Source organism: Bradyrhizobium ottawaense (assembly GCF_900099825.1).
Classification (GTDB): domain Bacteria; phylum Pseudomonadota; class Alphaproteobacteria; order Rhizobiales; family Xanthobacteraceae; genus Bradyrhizobium; species Bradyrhizobium ottawaense_A.
In genome coordinates this window covers 4907442-4922740 of sequence record NZ_LT629693.1, presented here as the reverse complement: position 1 = coordinate 4922740, position 15299 = coordinate 4907442, and the positions used below count along the sequence as shown (strand labels likewise).

General features: G+C 62.9%; 17 protein-coding genes and 1 tRNA gene. 10 read left to right on the top strand and 8 right to left on the bottom strand.

From position 1 onward, the window contains the following. Positions 1-78 precede the first annotated feature (78 nt). From BLR13_RS22960 to BLR13_RS22935, 6 genes are all read left to right on the top strand, one after another. Positions 79-774: a class I SAM-dependent methyltransferase gene (locus BLR13_RS22960; RefSeq protein ID WP_074819295.1), complete on the top strand. Its 696-nt coding sequence runs from the start codon at positions 79-81 to the stop codon at positions 772-774. A gap of 458 nt (positions 775-1232) precedes the next feature. Continuing rightward, positions 1233-4697 (top strand): carbamoyl-phosphate synthase large subunit, encoded by a 3465-nt coding sequence (carB, locus tag BLR13_RS22955; RefSeq protein ID WP_074819297.1) that lies wholly within the window; start codon positions 1233-1235, stop codon positions 4695-4697. Between the two features lie 215 nt (positions 4698-4912). Beyond that, positions 4913-5389 (top strand): transcription elongation factor GreA, encoded by a 477-nt coding sequence (greA, locus tag BLR13_RS22950; protein ID WP_074819298.1) that lies wholly within the window; start codon positions 4913-4915, stop codon positions 5387-5389. A 52-nt stretch (positions 5390-5441) separates the two neighbouring features. Next, a complete protein-coding gene (locus tag BLR13_RS22945) occupies positions 5442-5723 on the top strand; it encodes a hypothetical protein (protein WP_074831204.1) in 282 nt (93 codons plus the stop codon). Positions 5724-5885: 162 nt separating this feature from the next. Then, complete coding sequence (locus BLR13_RS22940) at positions 5886-6281, top strand: DoxX family protein (protein ID WP_074819300.1); 396 nt, start codon at positions 5886-5888, stop codon at positions 6279-6281. A gap of 10 nt (positions 6282-6291) precedes the next feature. Next, entirely contained in the window at positions 6292-6705 is a 414-nt protein-coding gene (locus BLR13_RS22935; protein ID WP_074819302.1) for a DoxX family protein, read from the top strand. 72 nt (positions 6706-6777) lie between these two features. On the opposite strand, the gene BLR13_RS22930 is transcribed toward BLR13_RS22935, so the two are convergent. Continuing rightward, positions 6778-7257: an Lrp/AsnC family transcriptional regulator gene (locus BLR13_RS22930; RefSeq protein ID WP_074819304.1), complete on the bottom strand. Its 480-nt coding sequence runs from the start codon at positions 7255-7257 to the stop codon at positions 6778-6780. Positions 7258-7516: 259 nt separating this feature from the next. On the opposite strand from BLR13_RS22930, the gene trxB reads away from it, so the two are divergent. The 3 genes from trxB to dapA all read left to right on the top strand — a co-directional run bounded on the left by trxB (position 7517) and on the right by dapA (position 11044). Beyond that, positions 7517-8482, top strand: coding sequence for a thioredoxin-disulfide reductase (trxB, locus tag BLR13_RS22925; protein WP_074819306.1), 966 nt, complete (start codon positions 7517-7519; stop codon positions 8480-8482). 2 nt (positions 8483-8484) lie between these two features. Continuing rightward, positions 8485-9408, top strand: a complete 924-nt coding sequence (locus BLR13_RS22920) for a LysR family transcriptional regulator (RefSeq protein WP_074819311.1) — start codon at positions 8485-8487, stop codon at positions 9406-9408. Positions 9409-10111: 703 nt separating this feature from the next. After that, complete coding sequence (gene dapA, locus BLR13_RS22915; RefSeq protein WP_074819314.1) at positions 10112-11044, top strand: 4-hydroxy-tetrahydrodipicolinate synthase; 933 nt, start codon at positions 10112-10114, stop codon at positions 11042-11044. A gap of 162 nt (positions 11045-11206) precedes the next feature. Here dapA and BLR13_RS40285 read toward each other — a convergent pair whose 3' ends face one another. Then, positions 11207-11347: a hypothetical protein gene (locus tag BLR13_RS40285; protein ID WP_154070798.1), complete on the bottom strand. Its 141-nt coding sequence runs from the start codon at positions 11345-11347 to the stop codon at positions 11207-11209. 312 nt (positions 11348-11659) lie between these two features. On the opposite strand from BLR13_RS40285, the gene BLR13_RS41105 reads away from it, so the two are divergent. After that, positions 11660-11797, top strand: coding sequence for a hypothetical protein (locus tag BLR13_RS41105; RefSeq protein WP_171944945.1), 138 nt, complete (start codon positions 11660-11662; stop codon positions 11795-11797). 207 nt (positions 11798-12004) lie between these two features. Here BLR13_RS41105 and BLR13_RS22910 read toward each other — a convergent pair whose 3' ends face one another. The 6 genes from BLR13_RS22910 to BLR13_RS22885 all read right to left on the bottom strand — a co-directional run bounded on the left by BLR13_RS22910 (position 12005) and on the right by BLR13_RS22885 (position 15254). Then, positions 12005-12685 (bottom strand): ParA family protein, encoded by a 681-nt coding sequence (locus BLR13_RS22910; protein WP_074819316.1) that lies wholly within the window; start codon positions 12683-12685, stop codon positions 12005-12007. A gap of 181 nt (positions 12686-12866) precedes the next feature. Next, complete coding sequence (locus tag BLR13_RS22905) at positions 12867-13175, bottom strand: hypothetical protein (protein ID WP_074819317.1); 309 nt, start codon at positions 13173-13175, stop codon at positions 12867-12869. A gap of 94 nt (positions 13176-13269) precedes the next feature. Then, on the bottom strand, positions 13270-13650 hold the full coding sequence (locus BLR13_RS22900; RefSeq protein WP_074819319.1) for a hypothetical protein: 381 nt from the start codon (positions 13648-13650) through the stop codon (positions 13270-13272). Between the two features lie 140 nt (positions 13651-13790). Continuing rightward, positions 13791-13867 (bottom strand) — tRNA-His (locus BLR13_RS22895). A 303-nt stretch (positions 13868-14170) separates the two neighbouring features. Beyond that, the gene (locus BLR13_RS22890) at positions 14171-14605 is read right to left on the bottom strand and encodes a phasin (protein WP_074831205.1); all 435 of its coding nucleotides are present in this window, start codon (positions 14603-14605) and stop codon (positions 14171-14173) included. A 274-nt stretch (positions 14606-14879) separates the two neighbouring features. Further along, on the bottom strand, positions 14880-15254 hold the full coding sequence (locus tag BLR13_RS22885; RefSeq protein ID WP_074819322.1) for a phasin: 375 nt from the start codon (positions 15252-15254) through the stop codon (positions 14880-14882). Between the last annotated feature and the right edge of the window lie 45 nt (positions 15255-15299).

Genomic DNA, 15299 nt, shown 5'->3' with positions numbered 1-15299 from the left:
ACGGTCGCCAGCCCTCTAACGCATCACTCCACCTCCGGTTCCTGTGACCGGAACCCAGTTTTGCCGGACGCCGCCCGAATGGATGAATGGATCGACTATTACGATTCCACGCACACGATCTATGCGAGCAAGCTGCATCGCGACCTGCATTTCCAGGTCATCGCGCGGGACATCATCGGCTACATCAGCTCGCCCGACGCGGTGGTGCTGGACTATGCCTGCGGCGAGGCGCTGTCGGCCGCCAGGGTGGCAGAGGCCTGCAGCAAACTCTACCTCGCGGAGCCCGCCCCCGGCGTTCGCGGCCGGCTGATCGCGCGGTTTGCGCCGAACACCAAGATCCGCGTCCGCTCGCTGGATGACCTGCGCAAGATGGAGGAGAAATCGGTCGATCTCGTCGTCATGAACTCGGTCGCGCAATATATGACGCCAAGAGAACTGGATACGGCCTTTGCCGTCATTCGCCGGCTGCTGAAACCCACCGGACGGCTGGTGTTGGGCGACATTTTGCGGCCCGAGGTCGGCATGGGCAAAGACGTGCTGGCGCTGCTGAAATTCGCCGGCCGCCACGGCTTCCTGAAAGACGCGTTTTACGGCCTCGCCAGCACCGCGCTGTCGGACTACCGGCAATTGCGCAGCCGGGTCGGGCTGCAGCGCTACGGCGAAGACGAAATGATCGCCAAGCTCGCGGCATCAGGCTTTTCCGCCTCGCGCGCCCTGACCAATATCGGACACAATCCCTGGCGGATGACCTTCGTGGCGCGGCACGCCTTCTAGATCATCGGTTGAACTGTTAACCTTGACGAACGGCACACCTAGCTCACCGTCCCGTGATCGGCGATGATCGCCGCGGCCCGGTGGCGGAAGTGTCTACGCGGGGGCGATGCATCGCTCTTTATCCTGGTTCAAGTCCAGGCCGGGCCTCCACGCTTCGCCCTGACGGGCTACGCGTGGCGCAGCCACGCCAGACCGGCGGGGGCAAAGCGTGTCCGGCATAGCCTAAGCGAAGCGGAAGCGTAGACGGACTGGGGCCACGGCAAAGCGCCCTGCGCGCGGGCGAACCGAGCGCAAAATCCTCGAATTTCGCGGTTGATGGGGCCTTTTTGGGGGTTACGCGGGTGCGGAATCTGGTCTAAAGACCGTCCCGCGCGCGAGGGTAACCCGCGCTCTTGGCTTAGGGGACGCGCAGCACGCGCGCCCTTTTTTTGTGCCCAAAATCCAGTCCGCGAGACCTGATGCCCAAAAGAACAGATATCTCCACCATCCTGATCATCGGCGCCGGTCCCATTGTGATCGGCCAGGCCTGCGAATTCGACTATTCCGGCACGCAGGCGGTGAAGGCGCTGAAGGAAGAGGGATACCGGGTCGTCCTGGTCAATTCCAATCCGGCCACCATCATGACCGATCCGGACCTGGCCGACGCCACCTATATCGAGCCGATCACCCCTGAAATCGTCGCCAAGATCATCGAAAAAGAGCGCCACGTCCTCCCGGGCGGCTTTGCGCTGCTGCCGACCATGGGCGGCCAGACCGCGCTGAACTGCGCGCTGTCGCTGCGCCGCCAGGGCACGCTCGACAAATTCGATGTCGAGATGATCGGCGCCACGGCCGATGCCATCGACAAGGCGGAAGACCGCCAGCTGTTCCGCGAGTGCATGACCAGGATCGGGCTGGAGACGCCGAAGTCGCGGCTCGCCAATGCGTCGGCGTTGAAGAAGTCCTATCGCGACAAGCACCAGGCCGAGCGGGAGAAACTGTCCGGCGCAGCACTGGAAGAGCTTGATCGGCAGTGGACGCTCGGCGAGAACGACCGCCGCAAGCGCTATCAGGAGCACGCGCTCGGCGAGGCGCTGATGGCGCTGTCCGAGATCGGCTTGCCCGCGATCATCCGGCCCTCCTTCACCATGGGCGGCACCGGCGGCGGCATTGCCTACAACAAGGAAGAGTTCCTCGACATCATCGAGCGCGGGCTCGACGCGTCTCCGACCAACGAGGTGCTGATCGAGGAATCCGTGCTCGGCTGGAAAGAGTACGAGATGGAGGTGGTGCGCGACAAAAAGGACAACTGCATCATCATCTGCTCGATCGAGAACCTCGATCCGATGGGGGTGCATACCGGCGATTCCATCACCATCGCGCCGGCGCTGACGCTGACCGACAAGGAATACCAGATCATGCGCGACGCCTCGCTGGCGGTGCTGCGCGAGATCGGCGTCGAGACCGGCGGCTCCAACGTCCAGTTCGGCCTCAATCCGGCCGACGGCCGCATGGTCGTGATCGAGATGAACCCGCGGGTGTCGCGCTCCTCGGCGCTGGCCTCCAAGGCCACCGGCTTTCCGATCGCCAAAGTCGCCGCCAAGCTCGCGGTCGGCTACACCCTCGATGAAATCGCCAACGACATCACCGGCGGCGCGACCCCGGCCTCGTTCGAGCCCACCATCGACTACGTCGTCACCAAGATTCCACGTTTCGCGTTCGAAAAATTTCCCGGCGCGTCCCACACGCTGACGACGTCGATGAAGTCGGTCGGCGAGGTGATGGCGATCGGCCGCACCTTCCAGGAGAGCCTGCAGAAGGCGCTGCGCGGGTTGGAGACCGGACTGACCGGCCTCGACGAAATCGAGATCGAGGGGCTCGGCCGCGGCGACGACAAGAACGCGATCCGCGCCGCCTTGGGCACGCCGACGCCGAACCGTATCCTGCAGGTCGCGCAGGCGATGCGGCTCGGCTGGTCCGACGATGAGATCTTCAATTCCTGCAAGATCGACCCGTGGTTCCTCGCCGAGATGCGCGGCATCGTCGACATGGAATCCAAGGTCAAGGCCAGCGGATTGCCGCAGAATGCGTTCGGCATGCGGACGCTCAAGGCAATGGGCTTTTCGGACGCACGGCTTGCGGTTCTCGCCGACACCACCGAGGCCGACATCACCGCCAAGCGCCACGCCCTCGCCGTTCGCCCGGTGTTCAAGCGCATCGACACCTGCGCGGCGGAGTTCGCTTCGCCCACCGCCTACATGTATTCGACCTATGAAGCGCCGTTCGCGGGACTTCCCGCCGACGAGAGCGCGCCTTCGGACAAAAAGAAGGTCATCATTCTCGGCGGCGGACCGAACCGGATCGGCCAAGGCATCGAATTCGACTATTGCTGCTGTCACGCCTGCTTCGCGCTGCATGACGCCGGCTATGAGACCATCATGATCAACTGCAATCCGGAAACCGTGTCGACCGACTACGACACCGCCGACCGGCTCTATTTCGAGCCGCTGACGGCCGAAGACGTGCTGGAAATCATCGCCACCGAACGGCAGAACGGCACGCTGCACGGCGTGATCGTGCAGTTCGGCGGCCAGACCCCGCTCAAGCTCGCGCGCGCGCTGGAAGCCGCCGATGTGCCGATCCTCGGCACCTCGCCCGACGCCATCGACCTCGCCGAAGACCGCGACCGCTTCAAGCGCGTGCTCGACAAGCTGCGCCTGAAGCAGCCGAAGAACGGCATCGCCTATTCGGTCGAGCAGGCGCGGCTGGTGGCGGCCGATCTCGATTTGCCGCTGGTGGTGCGCCCGTCCTACGTGCTCGGCGGCCGCGCGATGCAGATCATCCGCGAGGAAAACCAGCTCAACGACTACCTGCTCGGCACCCTGCCCGAGCTGGTGCCGGCCGACGTCAAGGCGCGCTATCCCAACGACAAGACCGGGCAGATCAACACCGTGCTCGGCAAGAACCCGCTGCTGTTCGACCGTTACCTGTCGGATGCCACCGAGATCGACGTCGACTGCCTGTCCGACGGCAAGGATACTTTCATCGTCGGCATCATGGAGCATATCGAGGAAGCCGGCATTCACTCCGGCGATTCCGCCTGCTCGCTGCCGCCGCATTCGCTCGACGCGCAGATGATCGGCGAACTCGAACGGCAAACCCGTGAGCTCGCGCTCGGCCTCGACGTGGTCGGCCTGATGAACGTGCAGTTCGCCATCAAGGACGGCGAGATCTACGTGCTCGAGGTCAACCCGCGGGCGTCGCGCACCGTGCCGTTCGTCGCCAAGGTGGTGGGCACGCCGGTGGCCAAGATCGCGGCTCGGATCATGGCAGGCGAGAAGCTTGCCGACTTCAACCTGAAGAAGCGCCAGCTCGGCCATGTCGGCGTCAAGGAATCGGTATTCCCGTTCGCGCGCTTCCCTGGTGTCGATACCGTGCTCGGTCCCGAGATGCGATCGACCGGCGAGGTGATGGGCATCGACCGTTCGTTCGAGATCGCGTTCGCCAAGAGCCAGCTCGGCGGCGGCACCCGCGTGCCGCGCAAGGGCACGGTGTTCGTGTCGGTGCGCGAGAGCGACAAGACCCGCATCGCCGAAGCGGTGCGGCTGTTGTACTCGCTCGGCTTCAAGGTGATGGCGACGTCAGGCACCCAGCGCTTCCTCACCGACTTCGGCGTGCCGACCGAGAAGGTCAACAAGGTGCTGGAGGGCCGGCCGCATATCGTCGACGCCATCACCAATGGCGACATCCAGCTCGTCTTCAACACCACGGAAGGGCCGCAGGCGCTGGCCGACAGCCGCTCGTTGCGGCGTGCTGCCCTCTTGCATAAAGTGCCATATTACACCACTCTTTCGGGTGCTGTGGCGGCCGCGCAGGGCATCCGCGCCTATCTGGGCGGGGACCTTGAGGTCCGCACCCTGCAGAGCTACTTTTCCGAAAACTGACCGTTTGCCGGGCGAAGAGGCCCGCTAAACGATTGGTAATAAAGCCGGTATGGCTGGAACCCACTGTTCGCTTGGATGTTGAATGGCCCCAGACGGGGCCGAAAATCAATAGGCCGCCGGGCTCGCAACGTTGAGCTGTCGAGGCGGGAATCGAAATCGAAGAGAGGCTCGTGCGCGCCACCCCTGGCGGCTCGCGCGATCGAAGGACAGAAGAGATGGTCGAAAAGGTTCCGATGACCGCGGGCGGCTATGCCGCCCTGGAGGTTGAGTTGAAGAGGCGCCAGTCGGAGGACCGGCCGCGCATCATCGAGCATATCGCCGAGGCGCGCTCGCATGGCGACCTCTCGGAGAACGCGGAATATCACGCCGCCAAGGAAGATCAGTCGCACAATGAAGGCCGCATCGCCGAGCTCGAAGACAAGCTCGCGCGCGCCGACATCATCGACATCTCGAAGCTGTCCGGCGACACCGTGATGTTCGGTGCCACCGTCACGCTGGTCGATGAGGACACCGAGAAGAAGGCGGTGTGGCAGATCGTCGGCGAGCCGGAAGCCGACGCCAAGAAAGGCCGCATCTCCATCACCTCGCCGCTGGCGCGCGCCCTGATCGGCAAGAAAAAGGGCGCGACCGTGGAAGTGATGGCTCCCGGCGGCGCCAAGGCCTATGAGATCACCAAGGTCGAGTGGCGGTAGACCCGGCGTCTTGCCGGGCAATACCTGATTCATCGGGGCGGAGATGCGGCTGATGGGCGATCAGCGGAGACTGTGTTGGCTCCTGACCGTCGCTGCGGTGGCGATCGCGACCGATGCGGCCGTGGCCGCCGACCTCGCGATACCCTCGCGCAAGAAGCCCGCCGACTTCTCCATGCAAAAAGGTCCGCCGCACTGCGCGCGGTGGACCGACGAATGCGTCAATTGCGCGCGGGGCGCGACATCAGACGAAGCACCGGTGTGCTCGAATATCGGCTTTGCCTGCCAACCCAAGGCCATCCGCTGCCTCACGCCGGAGACATCGCAGGGCAAATAGCCTGCGAGGCAGGTCACCTGCGAGTGACCGCCAACACTTCACCGTTGCGAATATTCCGATGGTGCTTCGCAGCACGTCACGTAATTCTTATCCGGACGTGCTTTTCCTCCTTGTCGTGACACGATACGAATTGTGGCTGCTATCTAACTCGAGGGGGACATCATGACAGAAGCACTCGCGGCGTGGACGCCGCGTGCATTGAGTATTTTACGCATCATCACCGGCTTGCTGATCATCCAGCATGGCATGGCCAAGATCATCGGCTTCCCGGTATTTCCGATGTACGCCAACGTCCAGCCGTTCTCTTTGATCGGCGCGGCAGGTTTCATTGAGCTGATCGGCGGCGCGCTGTTGATCCTCGGTCTGTTCACGCGCCCGGTTGCCTTCATCCTCGCCGGCGAGATGGCGTTTGCCTATTTCATCGGGCACTTCCCGAAGGGATTCTTGCCGCTGATCAACGGCGGCACGCTGGCGATCCTGTACTGCTTCACCTGCCTCTATCTGTCGACGGCAGGCGCAGGCCCGTGGAGCGTCGACGCCAAGAACAACCAGGCTTGAGGGGGCGACCATGGACAAATTCAACAAGCTGCTGGCGAGCGGCGAACCGATGGTTCTCGGCCTGTTCCGGATCGTCACCGGGCTGCTGCTGTTTCAGTACGGCGTAGCCAAGATCCTGAAATTTCCCGTGCTGCCTTATTTCGCGAGCCCGCCGCCCTTGATCATGACCGCGGGCGGAATCGAACTCGTGCTCGGCGCGCTGCTGATCATCGGACTGTGGACGCGCCCGGTGGCGTTCATTCTGTCGGGTGAAATGGCGTTCGCCTATTTCATGGGACACATGTTCAAGACCCCGGCCGCGCCGGTGTTCACCCCGCTCATCAACGGCGGCAGCGCGGCGATCCTGTTCTGCTTCGCGTGCCTCTACCTCGCCTGCGCCGGCGGCGGACCGCTGAGCGTGGATGCGATGATGAAGAAGAAGTAACGCGGAGCTTTATCAACCTGTCATTCCGGGACGATGCGAGGCATCGAACCCGGAGTGACGGCGATGCAGACGTCAGCCCACAACCTTCATGTCCAGCGGCACTGCCGCTTCGTATTTCGAATTGTGCAGCACCAGCGACGTCCTGACGTTGCGCACATGCGGCGCCGCGGTCAGGTGGGTGACGAACTCCTGAAACGTCGCCATGTCGGGCGCGACGCATTTTAAAATGAAATCGACCTCGCCCGAGAGCATCCAGCATTCCCGCACCAAGGGCTCGGCGCGGACGAACTCCTCGAACGCCCGCAGATCGGCGTCCGCCTGGCTGGACAGATGCACCGACGCAAACACCGTGACGTCGAAGCCGAGGCGGCGCGGATCCAGCAAGCCGCGGTAACCCAGGATGTAGCCCTCCTCCTCCAGGGTCCGCACCCGGCGCAGGCAGGGCGGCGGCGAAATGCCGACCCGTTTGGCCAGTTCGACATTGGTGATTCGGCCGTCGGCCTGGATTTCGGCGAGGATTTTGAGGTCGATTTCGTCAAGATTCTTCGACACGCGGGTCCGGTTCCCTGGGGCTGGCTGGGCTTGTCGAACACTCATAGCGCAGCCGAGCCCAGATGCGCAATTTTATTGCGCGTGCAGCGCGTCATTTGGCCCAGATACGGGGAAAAATCGCTGATTTGGATTGCAATTCTTGCATAGCTACCCAGATGTCCTAGACTTGGATTTGACACTTTTGGCGCCGCCGCGATGCCTTTTCCGGCCGCTTTCCGCTCACGTCCTGACCAAACTCCCTTAAGAAAGGGAACTACCGATGTCTGCCCCTATCCATGCCAAGGTCGTCATTATCGGTTCCGGCCCGGCCGGTTACACCGCAGCGATCTACGCGGCACGGGCCATGCTCGAGCCGATCCTGATTCAGGGCATTCAGCCCGGCGGGCAGCTCACCATCACCACCGACGTGGAAAACTATCCGGGCTTCGCCGACGTCATCCAGGGCCCCTGGCTGATGGAGCAGATGGAGAAGCAGGCCGCCCATGTCGGCACCAAGATCGTCACCGATCTCGTCACCAAGCTCGAGCTATCGCAACGGCCGTTTCGCCTGACCTGCGACAGCGGCGATGTCTATATCGCCGAGACCGTGATTTTAGCCACCGGCGCGCAGGCGCGCTGGCTCGGCATCCCCTCGGAAGAAACCTTCAAGGGTTTTGGCGTCTCGGCCTGCGCGACCTGCGACGGCTTCTTCTATCGCAACAAGGAAGTGGTCGTGGTCGGCGGCGGCAACACCGCGGTCGAAGAGGCACTGTTCCTGACCAACTTCGCGTCACAAGTCACGATCGTGCATCGCCGCGACCATTTCCGCGCCGAACGGATTCTGCAGGACCGCCTGTTCAAGCATCCCAAGATCAAGGTGGTCTGGGACTCAGCGATCGACGAGATCTGCGGTACCCGGAACCCGGGCAAGGTTACCCATGTCAGGCTGAAAAACGTCAAGACCGGCACGCTGACGGAAGTGCCGGCCGACGGCGTCTTCATCGCCATCGGCCATGCGCCGGCAACCGACCTCGTCGCCGGCCAGATCAAGCTGAAACCATCCGGCTATGTCGAGGTGGCGCCGAACTCGACCGCCACGTCGGTGCCCGGGCTGTTTGCCGCCGGTGACGTCGCGGATGAAACCTACCGCCAGGCGGTCACCGCCGCCGGCCTCGGCTGCATGGCGGCTCTTGAGGCTGAACGTTTCATGGCTTTGCGCGCGAGCGATCGCGCGGCGGCTGAATAGACATGGCTCGCACGCGAAACGGATTTAACGACATGGATTGGGACAAGCTGAAGGTGTTTCACGCAGCGGCGGAAGCGGGAAGCTTCACGCATGCCGGCGAGCAACTGGGGCTGTCGCAATCGGCGGTATCGCGGCAGGTCTCGGCGCTGGAGCAGGAGCTCTCGGTCTCGCTGTTCCACCGCCATGCCCGCGGGCTCATCCTCACCGAGCAGGGCGACTTGCTGTTCCGCACCGCGCATGACGTGTTCATGCAGTTGCAGGCGGCGCGCGCCAAGCTCACCGACAGCCGCGAGCGGCCGAGCGGCGACCTCAAGATCACCACGCCGCCGGCGCTCGGCATCAACTGGCTGATTCCGCGGCTCGACGAATTCACCGCGCTCTACCCGGACATCCGCATCTCGCTGATCGTGACCGACGAGGATCTCGACCTGTCGATGCGCGAGGCCGACGTCGCGATCCGAACCCGCAAGCCGACCCAGCCCGACCTGATCCAGCGCAAGCTGTTCTCGATCGGCTTCCATGCCTACTGCTCGCCGGAATACATCAAGCGTTTCGGCACGCCGCGCACGCTCGACGACCTCGACTCGCATCGCATCATCATGCTCGGCGACGCGCAGGTGCCGCCGCACCTGCAGAACCGCTCCTGGCTGATCGACGCCGGCCGCAACGGCTCGGGTCCGCGCGAGCCGTTCTTCAAGGTCAACAACATCCTGGGGCTGGTTCGCGCCTGCCAGCAGGGGCTCGGTATCGCCGCGCTGCCGGACTATCTGGTCGAGGAAAACAACCGGCTGGTGCAGCTGTTCGGCGAGACCGACTCGATCCAGGTCGACACCTATTTCGTCTATCCGGAAGAACTCAAGACGGTGGCGCGGGTGCAGGTGTTCCGCGATTTCGTGGTCAGCAAGGCGCAGCGCTGGCCCTCCTAGAGCCTGATCGGTTCTGATTGGATCAGAACCGGGCTCTAGCCTTTTGCTTTTGACGCGTTTTCTACCGCAGATAAGTCTACGCAATCTGCGTAAACTTGATTGCGACGTGAACCGGCATCCACCCTCGGATCAAGTCCGAGGGCATGCTTCACTCGAAAACACTCTGGCAGCGGGTGTCTTCGTCATCCCGCTTCGGGATACGCTGATCGCACAGAGGCCCGCTCTCCGCATGACTGACATGCGGCTCGGGCGGTTGCTGCGAGGCGCCGATGGGGATCATAGTGTCTCCACGCTGAACGGCCGCGTCGCGCATATGTCCCCCTCCTCCAGTGGCGCGGAAGTTCAGTAATCCCTCTTGGAAGGTGATTGTGTCGGCCTCACGTGGCCAATGCCTTAAAGCCGGACTCTTTTGAGTCCGGCTTTTTTTTGCGTTTGATTGCCGGGCGGCGTTCGTTCGCAAGCCGCTCGCATGCCTGCGTCATGTTGCCCCGCGGATTGACATGCCATGCGGCGCACCGCATCATCTGCAAATGATCACGAATTCGTGCGCATCGCTGTCGTCGAAAAAAGGTCCCCTGCCGGGGACCCGAGATCGACGCGCGCAATAATCTCTTCGCCTGCCCGATCCCGAAAACCCCGCCGCGAGGACGGGGTTTATTATTGGTCCCGTCTCCGGCTCTTCAAGCCCCAAGGAGATGGAACGATGACCGACCAACCAACACCCGATCTGCGAAGCCGGCTGCAAGGCCTGTGGCTGCCCCTCGTCACGCCGTTTCGGAACGGTGAACTCGACGAGCCCAGCCTGCGACGACTTGTCCGGCACTATGCGCGCGGCCCGATCGACGGGTTGATCCTTGGCGCCACATCGGGCGAAGGCATGTCGCTCGGCGCGCACGAACTCGAGCGGCTGGTGGCGCTGACGCACGAGGAAATATCCGGCAGCGGACGCAGCCTGCCGATCTGTCTCGGCCTGTCGGGCGCCAGCACCTCGAAGCTGCTGGATGTGCTGGACGAGACCGCGGTCTGGCCGATCGACGGCTATCTGATCGCGAGCCCCTATTACACGCGGCCGTCGCAGCGCGGTCTCGTGCAGCATTTCAAGGCGCTCGCCGATCACGCCTCCTGGCCGATCGTGCTCTACAACATCCCCTACCGCACCGCGGTCAATCTCACCAACGAGACGCTGCTGCAACTCGCCGAACATCGAAACATCGTCGGCATCAAGGACTGCAGCAGCGACCGCGCCCAGTCGATCGACTTCCTCAGGCGACGGCCGGCCGGCTTCCGCGTGCTGACCGGCGAGGACGCGCAATATCACGACGCGCTCGGCGACGGCGCCAACGGCGGCATCTTGTTGTCCGCGCATCTGGAAACCGAGGCGTTCGCATCGGTGCACAAGCTGATCAAGCAGGGCGATCGCGACGGCGCGCAGGCGTGCTGGGAAAGTGTTTCCGAATTGACGCGGCTGTTGTTCGCCGAGCCGAGCCCGGCGCCGGCCAAGTACTGGCTGGCGCGCCATGGCCTGATCGACAGTGCCGAGGTTCGACTGCCGATGGTTGAAGTGAGCGAGGAGCTCGCTGCGCTGCTCGATGCCGACATTGCGCGGCGCAGGCCGCCGCTGTTGCGGCGCGCCTAGAGCCTTTTCCGTTCCGATGGAATCGGAACGGGGCTCTAGATTTTTGATTGACGCGTTTTCTTGACGCGAACCGGCTTCCACTTCGCTGGAAAACGCTGCAGGGCGTTTTCAAGCCAAGTGCGCGCCCTCTCGCCGGCAACCGGCGAGAGGGCGAAGATCGTATCAGCTCACCAGGAGCCGGTAGGTCATGACCGGCGCGAAGCCGAGCAGCATGGCCCAGACCGCAAATGCCGACACCAAGAGAACGTCGTGCATTCTCTGGGCGTGCTCGCAGACCGGATATTTCTTGTTATCGCCAGACATTGGTATCCCCCCGTTTTTTTCTTGAGGGAATATCCATACGCGTAAAATTTTAACGTTGCGGGCCAGGCGTCGTTCGACTTTGACGCTTCGCGGTCAGCAAGCGTTAACCACCCGGGGCGAATCGAAACGTGTGCGGCTGCGCCAGCGACCCCTGCCATCCAGCCCGTCACATAAAGGTGTCGATCGACCCGTGGCGCCGCCGTGGTTAATCGGCGGTAGCACCTGCGGTCAAATGCGAGCGATATTGCGACCGGGTTTTTAAAACGAGGCGCGTATCACTATCCCCACAACAACAAAACGCGGGGGCGCGTCGTGCATTTCGAAAACAACAACACCATCCCTGAGCAACAGGGCTTTACGACCGCGGACATCCTGTGGGCGGTCGGCATCTGGTCGGTGATCCTGACGCTGTCGCCGGTTGTCGTGTTTTACGTGCTGATGGTGGCGTAAGCAGCGTCTCTTCCGTCATTACGAGCCAACGGGTCGCGCGAATGCGCGCCCGATGACAGGCTCCGCGAAGCAATCCAGAAGGCCCGAAAGGAAGTCTGGATTGCTTCGTCGCTTACGCTCCTCGCAATGAGGCCGAGGGATTCCTCGCACACATAGAAAAACGCGCGGAGCCCGCGCGCTCTTTGTCGTCCAAACCAGGCGGCGTTGTTACGCCGCCTGCTTGTGCATGGCGCCCGATGCCGACGCCGTTCCGCGGATCGCCTTGATCGAACGTTCGATCGCGGCCCACAGCCGGGTAATCTCGGCGGCAGCGCGGCCTTCCGCGTAATATTCGCGGGCGCCTTCGCCCTGGCTCAACGCCATCAGGAGATCGGCACGGTTGGTGATCTGACCGCTCCACACCGGCGCACGGAACTTGATCAGCGCTTCACGCGCGATGGCGACGATGCGGCTTTCGGCGCCGTCACGTTCGGCAGGCGCTCCGTTGATCACGACCGCATAAGGCTTGCGCGCCGAACGGCAGGTCTGAATCGTTTCCTGCACCGCGTTGACGTCGAACACGCCGGGCCGCGCCGGAATGATCACCATCGTCGCATTGCGGATGGCGTCGTCGACCACGGCCGACAGGTTCGGCGGCGTGTCGATGAACACCCACTCGACGCCGTCACGCTTGGCGGCGGCGATGATGCCGCTGACCGAATTCACCGCAGCCTTGATCGGCGGCTCGTTGGTGCCACGCAACTTGTGCCAGAGCGTGAGCGAGCCCTGCGGATCGGCATCGACCATCAGGATTGGTTTCGTTGCCTTGTGAACATGGGCAGCGAGGTGAGCAGCCAGGGTACTCTTTCCCGAGCCCCCCTTACGCGAAGCGAAAACTATGACGTTCATACCTTGGCCTCCAGATTGACCCCAGGAGGCGAAAATGAATCAGCGCGCTGATTCGTTAAAGAAAAATTTGATGTCCGCCGCGGTGAAGCCACTGATTTGCCAACAAAGCTGCTTTTTGAGTCACACCTGCGGTGCAATGCAATGCAACCAGAAGAGGAACGGCCGGAACGGCCTGATCCGGTCATTGCATGGTTTTTGCGCGCTGGCGTTCGATCCACTTGCGCTCGATCCATCCGAACATCCGCGCCATCGGTTTCTGCAGGACCGGCACGTCCTGCGCGAACAAAAGGAGTCCGAGCGGCAGCATCCAGAGTCCGAGTACCGGCAGGAAGCTGAAGATGCCGCCGACGATCAAGAGAATGGCGAGCGGGATCCTAGCGTAGCGCGACGACGGACGGCGCAGCCAGCCGACGAACTTCGCCGGCTTCGGCGGCAGCTTGCCTTCGAACCAGGCGAAATGCCGGTCGAGCTCTTCCTGGTGATTGCTCAATGAGTTTCTCCTTGTTTCAGGAGATGTTCACTGGTCACAGCGCCGCAAGGCGTCAGTCTGTCGCGCGAAGGGGGCTTGAAACGCCGCGTCGCGATCAGGTTGAGGCGGGCTTTTTCGCAGGCCTGGTTGAAGGTTTGGTCGAAGGCTTCCTGGACGCCGGCTTGCGCGCCTTGCTGGCGACCGGCTTGCGCGCCACCGGCCTGATGTTGGTGGGTGCGGCTGCCGCGGCGCGCGGCTCGGGGTCCGGCCTGAACTGGGCGCGGCACCCCGGCGAGAGCTGGGACTTGTTACGGGCCATGCAGGCGGTCACGCGCGCGACGTCAGGAATCTCCGCACTGCAGAGCCGGAACGCATCGCCGGTACAGGCCTGCTCCTGCTCAGGGGTATAGGCCTGGCCGGCGCTGGACCACATCGAAACCGAGAGCGCCGTTGCCAGCATCAATCCAAGATGAAAACTCCTGATCCGGAAAAACATCTTCCCCCCAAAGGCAATGATTCCCGGAATTGTGGGTGAACGGCCGAACCTTGGCAAGCAGGGGCCGGCAACCCGTCACAGCGCAAGTGTCGCGTCAGGTCGGTGACGATGGGGACAGGAACGGGGACGGATGGCACGCGTGGTACAGTTGGGTGGGCTCGAACCACCGACCTCCTGTTCCACAGACAGGCGCTCTAACCAACTGAGCTACAACTGCATCCTTTTGCGAGGCCCCTCAAAAAGGGGGGTCACGAATTCCGCGGAAACTAGGTGCAACGCCCCGCTTTGGCAAGGCCGTAAGACCCTCAATTGCGAGAGTAAAACGTCCCAAAATCTCGTAGCCCGGATGAGCGCAGCGACATCCGGGGCAGTGCGGGACGGGTCCCGGATGTCGCGGAGCCTGTCATCGGGCGCGCATTCGCGCGACCCGTTGGCTCATCCGGGCTACAGGGATGGCACCTTTACCCAGCAAAAAGCCCGGGCCGATCGCCCGGGCTTTTCTTGATTCCAGCCCGATCGATCAGGCGGCGGGCTTGTAGAGCTTCGACGCCGAGGCCTTGATCGGCTCGACGGCTTCGCTGGCGACCTTCTGGCTGAGCTCGGCGAGCTCCTTGGCCTGGGCGGCGAGCGTCTCGAACTGCTTCTTGGTGTGGGCGGTCCACAGCTCCATCGCGGCGGCCGGGGTCTTCACGCCGAACAGTTCCTGCGCGAAGTCGAGCGAGGACGAGGTGTTGGCCTTGAAGAACTCGACCAGCTTGGCCGAGTACTCGCCGGCACCCTTGCTGGCGGTGGTGAATACCGCCTCGATGGTGCCGTTATGGGTCTCGGCGGCATCCTTGAACTTGGCGTAGTTGTCGCGGGCCTGCGAAACGCCCTTTTCGGCGAACGCGCGCATCTGCTCGGGGACTTCGAAGGGGATGATGGAGGCGGAGAACGGATCGGTAGAACTGGTCACGGCATGCATCCTTCACAATGGGGTTTAAACGAGTTTCCCCCTCACGGGTGGCCGGTAAGCGGCCTGAATACCGAAGGGAGCACGTACACAAACTCACGGAAGCGCCCATCCACGGGCCTGCCTAACTAGCACCCATATCATGTCAAATTTGTGCAACGCAACGCAATTTCTGGTGCAATGCCACATATGTGGCCCGGGCAGGATGCAGGTTCCCGCCCGGCTATCCAATGGTTGTATGGCCCGCTCGGGGCGGCTCAGCCTAGGTCAGCTCAGGTCAGCCCTTGGGCTTCGCCGCGTCCATCGCCGCCTTGCTGACGATCTGGCCCATTTCGCTGGCCTGCTGCGCCAGCGACCGCATCTGGCCCTGCACATATTCGCTGTGCAGCCGCATCACCTCGGTCAAATCCTTGGCCTTCAGCAGCGACTGCGCATAGTCGAGCGAGGCCTGCACGTTCTGTTCGGCATAGGCGACGGCCTTGGCGCCGATGTCCTTGGCGCCGGCGCGAACCGTGGCGCCGCGCTCCTCGATGGTGCCCGCGGTCGCCTGCGCGGAAGCCACGAATTTCTCGAACGTCTTGCGGGCCTGATCGAAGCTTGCTTCCGCCATCGCCCGCATGTCCTTGGGGATCTCAAAACGATCGTCGCTCATGGTCCACTCCTGTTGCGTTGGCCAAGGAATACCTGGAGTGATACC

Coding starts and splice junctions, on each gene's coding strand:
- BLR13_RS22940 (WP_074819300.1), top strand. CDS start 5,886: ATGACAGAAGCACTCGCGGCGTGGACGCCGCGTGCATTGAGTATTTTA.
- BLR13_RS22960 (WP_074819295.1), top strand. CDS start 79: ATGGATGAATGGATCGACTATTACGATTCCACGCACACGATCTATGCG.
- BLR13_RS22900 (WP_074819319.1), bottom strand. CDS start 13,650: ATGTTTTTCCGGATCAGGAGTTTTCATCTTGGATTGATGCTGGCAACG.
- trxB (WP_074819306.1), top strand. CDS start 7,517: ATGTCTGCCCCTATCCATGCCAAGGTCGTCATTATCGGTTCCGGCCCG.
- dapA (WP_074819314.1), top strand. CDS start 10,112: ATGACCGACCAACCAACACCCGATCTGCGAAGCCGGCTGCAAGGCCTG.
- BLR13_RS22910 (WP_074819316.1), bottom strand. CDS start 12,685: ATGAACGTCATAGTTTTCGCTTCGCGTAAGGGGGGCTCGGGAAAGAGT.
- BLR13_RS40285 (WP_154070798.1), bottom strand. CDS start 11,347: ATGTCTGGCGATAACAAGAAATATCCGGTCTGCGAGCACGCCCAGAGA.
- greA (WP_074819298.1), top strand. CDS start 4,913: ATGGTCGAAAAGGTTCCGATGACCGCGGGCGGCTATGCCGCCCTGGAG.
- BLR13_RS22885 (WP_074819322.1), bottom strand. CDS start 15,254: ATGAGCGACGATCGTTTTGAGATCCCCAAGGACATGCGGGCGATGGCG.
- carB (WP_074819297.1), top strand. CDS start 1,233: ATGCCCAAAAGAACAGATATCTCCACCATCCTGATCATCGGCGCCGGT.
- BLR13_RS22920 (WP_074819311.1), top strand. CDS start 8,485: ATGGCTCGCACGCGAAACGGATTTAACGACATGGATTGGGACAAGCTG.
- BLR13_RS22945 (WP_074831204.1), top strand. CDS start 5,442: ATGGGCGATCAGCGGAGACTGTGTTGGCTCCTGACCGTCGCTGCGGTG.
- BLR13_RS22935 (WP_074819302.1), top strand. CDS start 6,292: ATGGACAAATTCAACAAGCTGCTGGCGAGCGGCGAACCGATGGTTCTC.